At 49.0% G+C, this 15,602-nt stretch carries 11 protein-coding genes; 7 read left to right on the forward strand and 4 right to left on the reverse strand.

The window, feature by feature from the left end:
- The 5 genes from ACOJS8_RS07770 to ACOJS8_RS07790 all read left to right on the forward strand — a co-directional run.
- On the forward strand, nucleotides 1-1,935 hold a 1,935-nt coding region (locus tag ACOJS8_RS07770), incomplete at its 5' end, for a SusC/RagA family TonB-linked outer membrane protein (protein ID WP_420147971.1).
- Nucleotides 1,936-1,976: 41 nt separating this feature from the next.
- Nucleotides 1,977-3,329: a RagB/SusD family nutrient uptake outer membrane protein gene (locus ACOJS8_RS07775; protein WP_420147972.1), complete on the forward strand. Its 1,353-nt coding sequence runs from the start codon at nucleotides 1,977-1,979 to the stop codon at nucleotides 3,327-3,329.
- A 23-nt stretch (nucleotides 3,330-3,352) separates the two neighbouring features.
- The gene (locus ACOJS8_RS07780; RefSeq protein WP_420147973.1) at nucleotides 3,353-4,189 is read left to right on the forward strand and encodes a hypothetical protein; all 837 of its coding nucleotides are present in this window, start codon (nucleotides 3,353-3,355) and stop codon (nucleotides 4,187-4,189) included.
- Nucleotides 4,190-4,221: 32 nt separating this feature from the next.
- On the forward strand, nucleotides 4,222-4,716 hold the full coding sequence (locus ACOJS8_RS07785; RefSeq protein ID WP_420147974.1) for a hypothetical protein: 495 nt from the start codon (nucleotides 4,222-4,224) through the stop codon (nucleotides 4,714-4,716).
- Between the two features lie 26 nt (nucleotides 4,717-4,742).
- On the forward strand, nucleotides 4,743-7,121 hold the full coding sequence (locus tag ACOJS8_RS07790) for a M43 family zinc metalloprotease (RefSeq protein ID WP_420147975.1): 2,379 nt from the start codon (nucleotides 4,743-4,745) through the stop codon (nucleotides 7,119-7,121).
- Between the two features lie 122 nt (nucleotides 7,122-7,243).
- On the opposite strand, the gene ACOJS8_RS07795 is transcribed toward ACOJS8_RS07790, so the two are convergent.
- From ACOJS8_RS07795 to ACOJS8_RS07805, 3 genes are all read right to left on the reverse strand, one after another.
- Nucleotides 7,244-7,798 (reverse strand): hypothetical protein, encoded by a 555-nt coding sequence (locus ACOJS8_RS07795; protein ID WP_420147976.1) that lies wholly within the window; start codon nucleotides 7,796-7,798, stop codon nucleotides 7,244-7,246.
- A 320-nt stretch (nucleotides 7,799-8,118) separates the two neighbouring features.
- Complete coding sequence (locus tag ACOJS8_RS07800; protein WP_420147977.1) at nucleotides 8,119-9,474, reverse strand: RagB/SusD family nutrient uptake outer membrane protein; 1,356 nt, start codon at nucleotides 9,472-9,474, stop codon at nucleotides 8,119-8,121.
- Nucleotides 9,475-9,509: 35 nt separating this feature from the next.
- Nucleotides 9,510-12,605 carry a SusC/RagA family TonB-linked outer membrane protein gene (locus ACOJS8_RS07805; protein WP_420147978.1) on the reverse strand — a complete coding sequence of 1,032 codons (3,096 nt, stop codon included), beginning with the start codon at nucleotides 12,603-12,605 and terminating at the stop codon, nucleotides 9,510-9,512.
- A 469-nt stretch (nucleotides 12,606-13,074) separates the two neighbouring features.
- On the opposite strand from ACOJS8_RS07805, the gene ACOJS8_RS07810 reads away from it, so the two are divergent.
- Nucleotides 13,075-14,328 carry an OmpA family protein gene (locus ACOJS8_RS07810; protein WP_420147979.1) on the forward strand — a complete coding sequence of 418 codons (1,254 nt, stop codon included), beginning with the start codon at nucleotides 13,075-13,077 and terminating at the stop codon, nucleotides 14,326-14,328.
- Nucleotides 14,329-14,399: 71 nt separating this feature from the next.
- The gene (locus ACOJS8_RS07815; protein ID WP_420147980.1) at nucleotides 14,400-15,062 is read left to right on the forward strand and encodes an endonuclease III domain-containing protein; all 663 of its coding nucleotides are present in this window, start codon (nucleotides 14,400-14,402) and stop codon (nucleotides 15,060-15,062) included.
- Here ACOJS8_RS07815 and ACOJS8_RS07820 read toward each other — a convergent pair.
- Nucleotides 15,059-15,592, reverse strand: a complete 534-nt coding sequence (locus ACOJS8_RS07820; protein ID WP_420147981.1) for a hypothetical protein — start codon at nucleotides 15,590-15,592, stop codon at nucleotides 15,059-15,061. The genes ACOJS8_RS07815 and ACOJS8_RS07820 overlap by 4 nt on opposite strands.
- Nucleotides 15,593-15,602 lie beyond the last annotated feature (10 nt).

Genomic DNA, 15,602 nt, shown 5'->3' on the forward strand with positions numbered 1-15,602 from the left:
TCGAAACTTTTGTTCGGAGCCAACATAACCGTATCGAGAGCGCTCAACAGGCGGGTATTAGGCGATAATGCGCTGAATGGTGTTTATTCTGGAGCAACAGCCAGTCTGCCTTACTACGCGCCTTACAATGAACAGGGAAAACTCTACGTTCCGGGCGATGCCAACTATCCGGGTTTCCCGAATTTTAACCCCGTAGCCGAAGCCACACAGTCTCGCCAGAACGTACTGACAACCAAAATGCTGGGGGGCGTTTATGCTGAGTACGAGTTTCTACAGAATCTACGGTTCAGAACAAAGGCAAGCGTCGACTACAATAGCATTATCGAGGATATTTACGAGCCAACTTCTACCGCTACAGGAGGCTACAACGTCAGTTTAGGGCAGCAGGGATATGCAGAATATAATACCAATCTTTTCGCTACGTTCACGAGCACGAACACGTTGACCTACAATACGCTAATAGCCGAAAACCATCGGTTTAGCGGACTGGCCGGCCTGGAAATTATTAGTCGGACCAACCGGGCTGGTTCCGTAACCGGGAAGTTCTTTCCAAGCAATGATTTTACCTACATTACGTCGGCGGGTGTGGTCGATTTCGGGAGCTCTTCCCTGTCGAACAGTGGTCTTTTTTCGGGATTTGGAGATGTAAAATACGATTATAAAGACAAATACCTGGCGCAGGTAACGGCTCGTTATGATGGGTCTTCACGCTTTGGCCCGAACCGGCAGTTCGGTTTCTTCCCTTCGGGATCGTTAGCATGGCGATTGTCAGAGGAGGATTTCATGAAAAACTACAGTTTCCTGAACGACCTTAAGCTGCGGGCCAGTTACGGATTTACAGGAAATGAGCAGATTGGTAATTTCCTGTTTCTGGGGACCTGGGCAGCGACTACGTACAGTGGCTCATCAGGGTTAGGGCCTGCCGGATTACCCAACCCCAATCTGCAGTGGGAACGAACGCGGGAAGCCAACGTTGGCCTGGACGCGTCGTTCTTCAATGGCCGTTTGAACGTAACGTTTGATGCGTACGATAACCTGACGGACAAACTACTGTTTGCTCAGCCAATTCCGCTGACTTCCGGGTTTGGTACGGTACAGGGTAATATTGGTAAGATCAGCAACCGGGGACTGGAATTGACCGTATCGACCGTGAACATCGACCAGAATGGCCTTCGCTGGAGTACTGATCTGAACGTATCACTTAACCGAAATAAAGTTGTTGAACTGGCAACGAATGAGCCTATTTACGCGGGTTATCAGGCTAGTGGCGCCACCGCTACGAACGTAGTATTGCCTGGTCAGCCACTCGGAACCTTCTGGGGATTGAAATTCCTGGGTGTTGATCCGGCAACGGGCGATGCCATCTATCAGGACAAGAACGGCGATGGACGTATTACGCCCGACGATGGACAGGTTATTGGCAATGCACAACCGAAATTCTTTGGTGGCTTCACAAATACACTTTCGTATAAAGGGTTTGATCTGCGGGTTTTCTTCCAGTTTTCGTACGGTAATAGTGTATTGAATCTCACTAAGCAATCAACCGTTAATTCTGGCTCATCGCTCCAGTTTAATCAGAGTGTCGACGCACTGAAGCGTTGGCAGAAAGAGGGTGACATAACGAGCGTACCGCGTTACGTGTATGAAAACACCTACAATAATTTTCTGAGCAGTCGGTTTGTAGAAGATGGCTCGTATTTCCGCCTAAAAAACGTATCGCTGGGGTATAATATCCCGAAGAGCCTCGTAAGCCGGGTTAAACTGAGTGGTGTTCGGATTTTCGCGTCGGGTACCAATCTCTGGACATTAACCAACTATTCGGGAGTCGATCCTGAACTAAGTACGCTGGATGGTTCAACCACCGCTCAGGGAATTGATTTTAATACGTTGCCTCAGGTTAAAAACCTAACGGCTGGTATAACCGTAACGTTTTAAGGAAAACCAGTACGTTGAAGAAGAACTTTATTTTTCAGTCAATGAAGGCTTATAGCAAATACTTTATACTGGCATTACTGTGGATGACTTCCTGTAAGGAAATACTGGAGCCTACACCGTACGACCTGCAGATTGATGACATTACGCTGACCCGTGCCGCCGACGTACCTTTAGTACGGATTGGCTTGTACAGCGCCTTTCGCGGTATGACCTCGTCGATCGTTATTGCTGGCGATTTTACGGCCGATCATATCAAGCACAACGGTACGTTTACGGCGTATCAGGAGTTTGGCACAAAGCAGATTACATCGACTAATGCAGATATACAAGCGTTCTGGGCGGCTATGTTCCGAACAGTTTATGTCGCTAATTTTATTCTGGAAAAGCTGCCGAACGTAGCAGGAGTTTCTTCGTCGGCCCGTAGTCAGTTGACGGCTGAAGCCCGTTTTCTGCGGGGGCTGGCAAACTTTTACGGCGTGTACACCTTTGGCGATATTCCGCTGCCAACAACAACCGATCAGGCAACGAACCGGAACATTGCCCGATCGCCCAAAGCAACTGTACTGGCCGCCATACTTGCTGATTTTAATGCCGCGCTGGAAGGCACTGGTTTAGCCGACGACTCGTCTACCGGAGCAGCTTACTTATCCAAGCGGGTTGTACAAGCTGCTCTGGCACGTTTCTACCTGTATCAGAAAAACTGGGCGCAGGCCGAAACCTTTGCTACGCAGGTTATCAACTCGGGTAAGTTTACGCTCGTGCCTGATTACAACACTATTGTAATTCAGAATTTTACGGCTGAATCGATTTTTGAGGTGGGCTATACGCAAAACGACGATGCTGGTACGCTTAACTCGCTGTTTGTTAGCCGCCGGGAAGTGATTCCGTCCGATCAGGTCGTTATTGCGCTCAACTCAGCCGAATCGGGCGAGCGGGTAAAGACGATTGAGTTCAACGTATCGGAACAACAGGGGAATGATAACGGCTGGACGGTACTTAAATACGGGACAGCCATTGCCGGTAATGCCAATATCGTTGTGTTCCGGTTGGCCGAAATGTACCTGATACGTGCCGAAGCGCGCGCTCAGCAGGGAAAATTGACCGGCGCTGGTGGTGCTGTAGCCGACCTGAACGTACTACGGACGCGTGCGAAAGCTACGCCGGTAGCCAATGCGAGCCAGGCCGATCTGCTGCTGGTTGTAGAACGGGAGCGGCAGTACGAACTGGCTTTTGAAGGGCATCGCTGGTACGATCTTGTCCGAACGGGCCGGGCGCAGGCCGTCATGTCGGCATTCTCGCCCAACTGGAACGCCCGGTATGAAGTCTGGCCAATTCCCCAAGCCGAAATATTACGTAATCCAGCTTTACAGGGTGCCCAGAATCCAGGCTATTAATCAGGAAACGTTAGACATTATCCATGAAAATCTATCTGTTACGTGCCTATATCGTTGTCGCTGTTCTGCTGATGGCGGGCGTATTGGCCTGCGAAAAGTCAGATGTCGACCGTACGTTTGAAGGACCTTATTTTGTCCGATTTACCGACACAACCCTGACGTATAAAGAAAGCTACAGCCAGCCTATTTCTATCAAGGTGCATAACGTTGGTCCACAGCTTAATGAGCCTATTACCATAAATTATACGGTTAGTGGCACCGCTCGCGAAGGAAAGGAGTATTCGATTGTGGGTACGAAAGGGACGGTGGTAATTCCGGCCAACAAGAGTACGGGCGCGATTCAGGTGAAGCTTATCAACAATGCCAATAACATTTTGGGCGCGCAGACACTCACTTTTACGATCACGAGTGTACAGCCGAGTAATCTACAGATCGGTCTGGGGTCAGGAAATTCCGACGCCCGGATCGGGAAAAGTCTGGTCTTAACGATTCAGGACGATTGCTTGCTGGGGGGAGCCTATTCGGGCAGTAGCCGGGTTGGAAACCAAACATATACTATTTCAGACGCTGCCATTACAAGCACCGATTGTAAAAACTACGTACTCAGCAACTGGAATATCGGCGTTTTCAACTTCAACGCTATCAAATCACCCCTGACCTTTATTGACAATGGCGACAATTCATTGACGATTCCATCGCAGAGTAACGTCAATCTGGGAACGAACGAAACGATTAAGGGAACGGGCGCCTGGAATCCGCGTGACAAAAAAATTACGCTAAACCTGCAGTTACTGCTCAAGCTGACGGAGCCAGAGCGAGACACTACGATAAGTTTTACGCAGACGTATACCCCTCAATAGCATTCAGGAAAGTACATTAACGATCTGACATTATGCGCCAATTCAAACGTTTACTGCTGATCCCGGGCCTGATTGGATGGCTGATCAGCGGTTGTTCTGAAAAAATAGAGCCGAAGCCCAGTACGTACTCACAACTGCTAACAGGCACGGAGAAAAAGACCTGGAAGATGGTATCTGTCGTTATTAATGATGATGGACAATCCTCTGGTGTGATCCCCGTTTCACAGCTAAATACGGCTCCGTGCATCACGGATGATCTGCTCACTTTTTATGCGGATGCCGAACACAAATTCGAAGCCAGCGAAGGAACCACAAAATGCAGTGCGAGTGACCCTGACATTTACGTGACTGATACGTGGCAACTGGTCAATGCCAATGCAACCCTGGAATTTTATATTCCGATCCTAAATGGTAAATACCCCTGGATTGTTAAAAACCTTACGGAAAACGCACTCACGGTAGAATATTACTTCGGCGATATCAACGCCAGCTATCGGTTTACGTTCAACGCGGTTACGACCAAATAACCGGAATTATTCAGACTTAGTACGTTATGACCCAATCATTACTCAGGATTTTTCTGGCTATTTTTTTGCCGCTATCGCTTGCTGCACAGACGCCCGTCCGGAAAGCAGCTGAGCAATGTGCCACGATGGAAATGGATAGCCTACTACGGGCAAGACATCCCCAACTAGGTACATTGAACGATTTTGAGCGTGACCTACAGCGTAAAATCGTTGATCTGAAAAAGAAAATGGCGGCTGGCCGGGTAGCGGCTACGGTTATTACCATTCCGGTGATTGTTCACGTAGTACACAATGGCGAAGCAGTTGGCGTGGGACGTAACATCAGCCAGGCGCAGGTACAGGCGCAATTAACCGCGTTGAATGAAGATTACCGCCGGAAAGCCGGGACGAAAGGGTTTAACGAAAATCCAATTGGTGCCGACATCGAAATTGAGTTCTGTACGGCAGTCGTCAATCCGCAGGGGCAGACCATGGCTGAACCCGGTATTGATCGCTACAACGGAAACCGCGCCAACTGGAACCGCGATAACATTGAGGGCGTATTGAAACCCAGTACGTACTGGAATCCTGATAAATACTACAATATCTGGGTCGTCGATCTGAACGATCAGGTATCGGGTGGTGGCCAGTTGCTCGGATATGCCCAGTTTCCCAGCCAGTCGAATCTGCCGGGTATTCCTTCCGATGGACCAGCCAGTACGGATGGCGTAGTCGTGGATTACCGATCGTTTGGCGATGCCTCGAAAGGCACGTTCCCGGCTATGCGTGATACGTATAACCTCGGTCGTACATTGACGCACGAAACGGGGCACTGGCTGGGGTTGCGGCACATCTGGGGCGATACCAACTGTGGCGACGACTTCTGTGCTGATACACCAACACAGGCATCGGCCAGCACGGGCTGCCCAGTCGGACGGGTAAGCTGTGGGTCGACCAACATGGTGCAGAACTACATGGATTATTCCAACGACGCCTGCATGAACATCTTTACCATCAATCAGAAAGATCGGATTCGGGCAGTTATGGCGAATAGTCCGCGCCGGGCCAGTCTGCTGACCTCAAACGTTTGTGGTACACAGGTGGCTACGCGGCCCGTTGCTAACTTTCGGGCGGATAATGTACAGGTTCTGTTAGGCGGCCAAATCAAGTTTACCGATCTGTCCAGCGGTTTTCCAACGGCCTGGGCCTGGACGTTTGAAGGCGGATCTCCTTCTACATCGACTGCTCAGAATCCAACTGTTACCTACAATCAGCCGGGTGTGTTCAGCGTAACGTTGGTCGCGTCAAATTCGGTTGGCCAATCCGATCCGGCGGTTCGTGTCGGCTACATCGAAGTGCTGAACGCCGGTTTGTGCAGCGATATGACGAATTTCAACGGAACCGCTACGGTTCTGCGGGAGCCGAACGGAACGGGTTACGTAGCAGGACAGAACAGCCGTCGATCGCAGGCCGTTTCCGAGTTTTTCCAGAATAGGCTTGGCTATACCAACCTGGCGGGCGCTACGTTGAAATTTGGCGTAGCGAAAGCAGCCAGAGGAGCAGCTACGGAATCGGTCGTAACCGTAACGGTCTGGAATGGCCGGGGCTTCCAGAATGGACCGGGTGCCATATTGACGCAAAAAGACGTTCCGCTCCGCGACATTATCAGCGACGTAGCGAATAACCGGGCTACGTCTGTTACGTTCGATCAGGGCATTCCAATCAATAGCCTGCCGTTCCACATCGGTATTACGTTGCCCTACGCGGCTGGCGATACGGTTGCGTTGGTAACGACTCGAAATGGGGAGTCACTTTCGGCTACGTCCTGGCGTCAGAATCAGGCGGGGAATTGGCTTCGCTACGCTGACAGTCTGGGGCTCAATGTAGCGCACAACATAGCAGCTCGTGTGGGGCAGAAATCATCGGTGCAGGTAGCGGCTTCGTCTATATTTATTGATCCCGGTCAAACGGTTACGCTGAATGCAAAAGGAGCCAGTATTTTCACCTGGAAGGGTACCGGCTTGAACAACACCCTGGGTGCGCAGGTCTATGCACAGCCCACGCAAACGACTTCGTATACCGTAACGGGTTCGGGCGCTGATCTGTGTACGGCGGATGCGGTAATTCAGGTATATGTGCGAACGGGCACTGTGACGGGCACTACGTCTCCGCTCGAACAATCGCTGCTGGTAACGCCAAACCCAACCGACGGACAGATCAATGTGTCGTTCAGCGGTCAGCAACGCGGGGCCTTAACGCTGGGGATACGTAACGTAAACGGCGTGGAAGTGATTCAGCAGAAATACCAGAAAACAGCTGATACGTTCCAGCAATCGCTGGATCTGAAACTGTCGCCACCGGGTATCTACTTTGTCGAAGTCCGCATTGGCGAACAGGTCTTCCGAAAACGGATTCTGAAGCAGTAACGTAGTACCATGTTGGTAAACCAAAGAGCGAACCGGTTACGAGTTCGCTCTTTGGTTTGCTGTGTTTTCATTCGGCTTAGCCAGGCAAGAACGATAGGATGTTTGAACTCTAAAAGTAGTTTCTAGAGCTTATCACTGTAAATCTTCCCACCTAGCAAGGCGAAGGTTTCTTCCTCCTTTCTCGTCAAATTATAGCCAATGGCAATCCGCAGGCTGTTAGGCTCAGAGCGAAAACTGTCTGACTTTGTCAGCACAAGAAAAACATCCTTATTGATATGGCAGACGTAAATGGGTTTAACCCTGGAGAAATCACCATTCAACTTTGTAAAGACTAGCGGCTTAAGCCTTTGTTTAAAGCGCTGTTCTAAAGCGGTTTTGACGGAATCAAATTGAGGGTCTTTGTTTTTTAGAAACATAACAATACCATGCGGTTTGTTTTTGGGATCCTGGTTTCCAGTGTTACTCCAAATATCAAACCACCATTCGATCTTTACTGCCTGACTGGAATCAACAAAGATGCTACGATACTTTTTATGACCGCGAGGGTGGAGGCTTTGTAATTCGCCGAGGGTTGTGGGGAATTGAATAGAATAACCGGCTAAGTTTATTTGGAAGGGCTCAGGTTCGCAACTTCCCAGCAGTAGGCATAATAGACTACTTAGCAATAGGATTCTCACGGATAAGGTGTGCGTTTCAACATGTTTACATCTCATAATTTCATCGGCAATATTGGAGCAACAAAAGCAATAAGACCAAGGTGATACGTGTATAGACTATCATTGGATGTACTGGTATGGCTATTGAAGTTTTAATATGATAATTTATTAATATTATAAAATTATCACCATTGCCGTTTTAAATGTATAAATACCGCTGACTAAAACTTCAATCTGCCCAAACCAACGAAGTAGGAAACTGTACGAATTGTCTGCAAGTAAAAAGAGCGAACCCGTTATGAGTTCGCTCTTTTTTATGAATACGTATTATTCTCGTTCAATCAATACCCCGCGTTCTGCACCAGGCTCTTATTGGTATCGATTTCCCGTTGAGGAATTGGCAGTACTAAATTGTTGGCCGTAGCAGGGGTTGTTCCTACAGCCGTTCCATTCCGTTTGAGTTCGGGTAGCAGTTGTCCTTCAAATGCCAGTTCCAGCTTGCGTTCGCGTGCAATGGCATCCAGTGTAAGCTGAGCGGCTGTCAACGGCGTTGCTTTGGCCCGGCTGCGAATCAGATTTATATCTGCTAACGGAGCCGCGCCAACAGCCGTATTCAAACGTAAATTCGCTTCGGCCCGAATCAGGTACATTTCGGCTAATCGAACCACCGGAATGTCGCCAAACTGATCGTTGAATTTGCTGGTGAACGTATTGATACTGGCTTTATTCGTAAACTGGCCCCGGGTGTCGTTGGCCTCGTAGAGTTGTAGAAAAGCCTGCTGTAGCCGGATGTCGCCCCGGCCCTGATTGAGCGAAGAAGCAAAAAACGTGTTAAGGTCATTAATACCATCCTGTTCCGATATTACTATCCGGAAGATTACTTCCGACTGATTCGTGGCATCGGAGAAAGCATCCGCAAAATTGCCCGTCAGCGCATACGTTCCTGACGTGATCACACGGTTCGCAGCATCGCGGGCCAGTGCGTAGTTTTTCTGCTGAAGATACACCCGCGCAAGCATAGCCTGAGCAGCCCCTTTGGTTGCAAAGCCTGTACCGTTTGCCTGCTTTTCCGGTAATTCTGCTTCTGCTTTAGTTAGGTCGTCCAACACTTGGGTGTATACTTCTGCAACCGTATTTCGGGCACGATAATCAGCTTCGGTGATAGACTGAGTCGGTGTAAGCACAATCGGGACGCCCGGATTTTGAGTCGCTGTACCGTCGCTCCAGTCTTTAGCAAATGCTTTAACTAACTCAAAATACATTACACCGCGAATGAAGCGAGCCTGGCCTTCGATGTTACCCCGGTTGGCTGCGCTCACTTTGTCCAGTGCCGATAATACCGTATTAGCGCGGTTGATGGTTGAGTAACCGTCTAACCAGAAGTCCCGAATAACGGTATTCGACGTAGTGACTGCGTGCTGTGAAATTTCAGAAAGGGTAGAGTACGTACCGGCAAAGACAACATCACGGTTGTTGCCCAGTAGTTCGCTAATGTACTGAATGGCACCGCCATACAACTCGACATCGCTCAGGCCATCATACGTACCTGTTAACGTAATCACTACGTCCTGTTCAGTGGCAAGTGCCTGCGAAGCTTCAATACTTTGTGTCGGTGTAACATCCAGGCGACCTGCGCAGGCAGTAACCAAAGCCGTTGTTACGCCCGCAAATAACCAATTTTTTATGGATCTATTCATGACTCGAAAATGCATAATGAGGTTGGGTGCGTTGATTAAAAACCGATGTTAATACCGCCGGTGATAGTACGAGCCTGCGGAGCTGAATAGAAATCGTATCCCTGAGCAATGTTCGTCACGGTATCGTCGGCATTTACTTCGGGGTCCCAACCGGTGTATTTGGTAAACGTAAGCAGGTTCTGGCCCGTTACGAATAGGCGCACAGAATTCAACTTGACCTTGTTGATGAGCGTTTTAGGCAGGTTGTAAGCCAACGTAGCGGTACGTAGCCGAACAAACGATCCATCCTGAATATAACGGCTGGAAGCCTGAGAGCCGTTTGCCCGATAGAACCGTGCTTCGGGTACGTTCGTGTTCGGATTTTCAGGGGTCCAGGCGGCCAACTGATCGGCGGTCTGGTTGTCCTCATAAATACCGTTCGCTGATGAATATTGACCTACGCCAAAGAAATTGATTTTGTTGCCAAAAACGCCATTGAAGAACACACTTAGGCTCAGTCCCTTGTAGCTGAACGTATTGGTAATACCACCTGTCCATTTTGGCAGTGGGCTGCCAATAATGACGCGTTGTGCCTGATTATAGACATTCGTGGTTGTCCGGTCAACGGTTCCGTCCGTGTTGGTTGTGTTTTTATACCAGAGCGCATCGCCGTTTGCCGGATCGACACCAGCATACTCCCGGGTGAAAAATACGCCTAAGGGCTGACCCTCAACGGCGCGACTCATGGCCTGAAAACCACCTTCGATAACCTGACTTTGAAGGTTAGTAATCTTGTTCCGGTTGGTTGCTAAGTTCAGGTTTGTTGTCCAGCGGAAGGCACCCGTCAGGTTTTCGGAGTTGATAACAAACTCAAATCCTTTATTTTCCAGATTCCCGACGTTGCGGAACTGCGTAGCAAAACCACTTGTGCCCGGTACGTTCACACTCAGGAGCAGACCCGAAGTCATTTTCTGGTAATAATCAATTTCACCGTTGATTCGGTTGTTCAGGATACCGAAGTCAATACCCGCGTCGACCTGATCCGTGGTTTCCCATTTCAAATCAGGGTTGGCCAGTTGCGAAGGGCGCTGTCCGGGTAAACCAGCATATTTGGCATCACCCGTAAACAGACCTAACTGAGGAAAGTTCTCGACGGATGCATTGGAAGCTGTCAGGATTTCAGCATTCCCTGTCCGACCGTAGCTGGCGCGCAGTTTCAGAAAGCTGAAGGTGCTGTTATTCTTCAGGAAATCTTCCTCCGTCAGTACCCAGCCTGCCGAAACCGCCGGGAAGAAACCGTAGCGACTGTTACGTCCGAAACGCGACGAACCATCAATCCGCGCACTTACGCCGAACAAATAACGATCGGCAAACTTGTAATTCGCGCGGGCAAAGTAAGACAGGAATCGGTAATTGGTTTGTGATGAGTTTCCATCACTCTTCACGGCTGCGCTGGCGATCTGCTGGTAGGCATCCGATGGGAAATCCCGGCCTTCTATAAAGCTGATGTTACGTTCCGATTGCTGATACGACATCCCCACCGTGGCGTCGAGAACGCTACGTCCGAACTGGGTATTGTAGGCAAAGAAATTGTTCGTATTGTAATTATCAACACGGTTGTAGCGGTTCTGACCCAGCCCTTGTGGAGCGCTGGAGTTCCGCGCCGTTTTGCTGTTCCAGTAGCGCTCTTCCTGCTGGTTCAGAACGTCAAGTCCAAACTCGGTACGGAATGTCAGCCCCTTAGCGATGTTTAATTGGCCATATACACTGCTGATGCTGCGATATACCGTCGTATTGAACTTTACATTTCCGACATTAATCAGCGGATTATAATAAAGTGGTATCGAAGCGTCGCCCGGTGGTGTTCCAGTCGGTAGACCTGTTTCCGGGTCAGTAGATGGAGTCAAAGGAACCAGGGCATTGATCTGCATCGGATTGTCAAACTGTCGGTCACCCGACAGGCGTTTGTTAAATGTCCGCGTCAACCCCATGTTAATACCAATTCGAATTCGGTCAGAAAGCTGGTGGTCCAGGTTAACACGACCGGTATAGCGGCTAAGTTCGTTTCCGATCAATACGCCTTTCTGATCCAAAAGCTGTCCCGAGATGTAAAACGACGTTTTATCGTTCCCACCATTGAAGTTCAGGTCATACTGCTGGAACGGGGCATCCTGAAACGCCAGATCACCCCAATGCGTATCGACCTGATTCGGTGTGCCAAACGTTCCCAGTGATTGCGCTGAGAAAAAATCCTCGATGTAAGTTGAATAAGAATCGGGATCGGCCGGATCAATCTGGCTGATCCGGTCGCGGTTGGCAGCTGCCCGGCGGTAAAATCCAACGTACTCTTCAGCATTCAGGAACCGTACTTTGTTGGTTGGTGTGCTGGCTCCATATTGTGCCCCAAAATTAACACTGGTCCGGCCTGCTTTCCCTTTTTTGGTCGTAATCAGGATAACGCCGTTGGCTGCCCGCGACCCGTAAATGGCGGCTGCCGAGGCATCTTTCAATATATCAATCGACTCGATATCCAGCGGGTTAATGTCGGTTAGTGGATTCGTGGGGGCAGCGCTAATACTCAGGTTTTCGGTTGTGATGGGAATCCCATCTACTACGTACAAGGGTTGGTTAGAAGCCGAAACCGACGATTGCCCCCGTATGTTGATTCGAACAGCCTGGCCCAATTTGCCAGATCCAGCGTTTACCTGCACCCCTGCCGCTTTGCCCTGAATCGCCTGATCGAACGTAGTAACTGGCTGATCCTGAATATCCGTTGGCCGAACTCTAGCGATGTTGCCCGTCAGGTCGCGTTTGATCTGCTGACCATAACCCGTAACAACAACCTCATTCAGGTTGCGCACGTCGGTTTTTAACTGGACGTTAATTGTCGAGCGATTATTAACAGGCTCTTCAATGGATGTAAAACCAATAAAGCTAAAGATAAGCGTAGCGTTAGCGCCTGCCGAAATGCGATAGTTACCCGTCGCGTCAGTCAAGGTTCCCTGGTTAGTTCCCTTTACACTGACCGATACTCCCGGAAGGCCAGCATTATCATCGGACGACGTTACCTGTCCCGAAATCGTCTGATTCTGGGCGTGAGCCCCCCATATAGTAATAAGGAGCAAAAAGCTAATTTGTAAGAGTATTCTCATACTATTAAGCTGATGAAAAGTTAAAATGAGTGGCAAAAATACAATTTTGATAATAAAATTAAAAAGTAGTTAATAGGTAGCTAAATTATATCTTGAGGAATTTCCAAATTAAATAGTCTTTCTATTTGAGAAATATAAAATAAAATATCGGAAAATCTTTTGTCAGCTTAGAAAACAGAATAGATGAGCTGATTGCTGGATTAGAGGAAAATTTATATTAATCCTATAAGTAAATAATAGGTTACATAGAGGTTGATGACAATTCGATGATAAGAGCGGACCGTCGGCCGTTATATCGAAATAGAAGCAAATTCACCGTAACGTTATCGAATGAACGTCTTTAGGTGTATGTCATAAAATTTGCCCGAAAGAACGGCACCTACTATGAGATACGTGAAACTTACAATTAAACCCTAAAACACGAAATAGTATCTAAGCGTTACTGGTACGTCAGTAAACTCAGAAACCGATGAAATTCAGCCTGCTTACCCTATTGTTTTTCCTGACTTTGTCGGGGGGATTACGTGCGCAGGTGCAGTTCACAACCGAAAATCCACGTATTGACGACGTGAACGACACCGACGTAACGATACAGCGTGTCGAATTGACAGCGCAGTACACGATCATTTATATGCGCTTTCAGTCTCCTCAACAAAAATCGCCCAATCGCTCCTGGCCCTTTTCTGTGCCAATGCCCAATGGCGGGAGGGGTGGACAAATGCTATCAACGAACAATATTGGCTTTCAGCCCGATTCGCGCCTGTATGTGAATCAGGGGGAACGCTCGTATAAATTGATTCGTGCCGAAAATATTCCATCAGAAACACGCCGAAAGGTGCAACCAGGCGAACGAGTCGATTTTGTGGCTTACTTCGAACGTATTGATCCCGGTTACACAACCTTTGATCTTTTTGAATGCAAAGACCATCAGGGCTATATCTGTTTCAACTTCTGGGGAGTTCACATCATTAATCCGCGCAAAAAAGACGATTACGCGCAGCGTAACCCGAAAAGACCGGCACCGACCCAGCCAAAAACCGTGCCTCGCGTAGTGCCGCTTCCGCCAAAAGAAACCAAACCTGCACCCGCGCCAGAAATAGCCGTGGCGATCAATGGTGTTACGCGGGATGCTAAATCAAAACAACCCATAGAAGCCACTGTTACGTATCGGTTGCTGTCGGGAGCGGAAGTGTCGAGTGATGAAGCCGCCGATTCCGTGCGGAGTGCTGATGCAACGGGTAAATACAAAATTCCGGTTGACCGTCGCGGTGTTTATGCGGTAACGGCTTCGGCAAAAGGGTACTTTAGCCAGAGCGATACGTTAGCCACCAATCGGATCGACGTAACGCGCGATTTTGATCTGGTTCCGATTGAAGCGGGGGCAAAAATTACGCTGAAAAATATCTATTTCAACGTATCAAAATTCGATCTCAAGCCCGAGTCATATCCTGAACTAGATCGGCTGGTGACTATCATGCAGTCTAACCCCACTATGCAGATACGGCTGGAAGGACATACCGATACGGTTGGCGACTTTGATTCCAATGTTGAGCTATCGCGAAATCGTGTCAATGAGGTAAAGCGCTATCTGGTAAACAAAGGCGTTAATGGGTCTCGCGTCGAAACGGTTGGATACGGTCCCTCACGCCCGATCAATACCAACAAAAGTTTGAAAGAACGTCCCGAAAATCGTCGGGTTGAAATGGTGATTGTGAAAGTTTAAACCTAACGGGTTATTTCATGTTTCAAGTTTCAGGCCATTCAGCCCAGCATACTGAACCTGGAACTTGACTCATGAAACCCGACTTTGATCTCAACGTTGTTCTTGATCATATTGAAGAAGCCATTCGGCCCTATCCAAAGGCGGCCATGTTCGAGCTGTACGAGCGTGGCTACAACACCTTGTTCGAGCAGTTAATTTCGTGCATCGTCTCGATCCGAACGCTCGACGAGACAACCATTCCCGTGTCGCTACGTCTGTTTGAACAGGCCCGAACGCCCCAGCAACTTCTTCAATTAGACATCCCGACACTGACGGATTTACTGTATGGCACTACGTATCCCGATCAGAAAGCGTACACTATGCGCGGCATTGCCGAACGGATTGTCAATGAGTTTGCAGGAGAATTACCCGCTGATTATGCTACGTTAACGTCACTCAAAGGAGTCGGGCCGAAGTGTGCCAATCTGGCATTGGGCGTGGCAACGGGACAAGCGGCCATTAGCGTAGATATTCATGTGCATCGGGTTGTCAATCGCTGGGGCTACGTACAAACCAAACAACCCGAACAAACGCTGAAAGTGCTGGAAGACAAGGTGCCGCGCGATCAATGGATTAATATCAACCGGCTATTGATGCCCTTTGGAAAGCATATCTGTACCGGTACGTTGCCTCACTGTTCAACCTGCCCCGTCTTGCCGTGGTGTGAGCAGATCGGCGTTGGGCGACACCGTTAATTGTCATCAGTCATTACTGCTTTTAAGCTGGCTAACGTAGCGCGGCACGATTTATCAAGTTGATCATATAAATCGGCCTGGCGCTGGGCGGTCTCCTCAATCAGGTTGTTATTCTTAAGCGAATCAGCTGCTATACGCTTTATATCATCGACCGTAACGCTGGAGGGGCGCACGGGTATGTTCATGCCGTTGTTCTCCGCGACAAGGTCGGTCAACGTAGCACGGTAACGGCCAAACTTCGGTTCAATCGTAAGCGTATATCGGATGGTTTGATTGTTGATCAGGTAAGACGACCGGATAAACAGAATGTTATGTTCCTGATCGAATTGCTGTTCAGTTGTCAGGTTTGATCGATAGTGTTGCTCTCCCCACGCGCGAGCCTGTTCCATCAGTTGCCGGGCGGGGCGCTTGCTGTCGGGCACACGGACGATTTCCTGGTATTGAACTTGCCCGGATTCGTTAGCTGGCAATTTAATCTGAGCGAGCGTTGGCAGTGAGAGAAAACACAGGAAGAGAACAAGGTATTTCATGGAATTGGTA

Origin of the sequence: Spirosoma sp. (assembly GCF_048594605.1) — a bacterium.
Classification (GTDB): domain Bacteria; phylum Bacteroidota; class Bacteroidia; order Cytophagales; family Spirosomataceae; genus Spirosoma.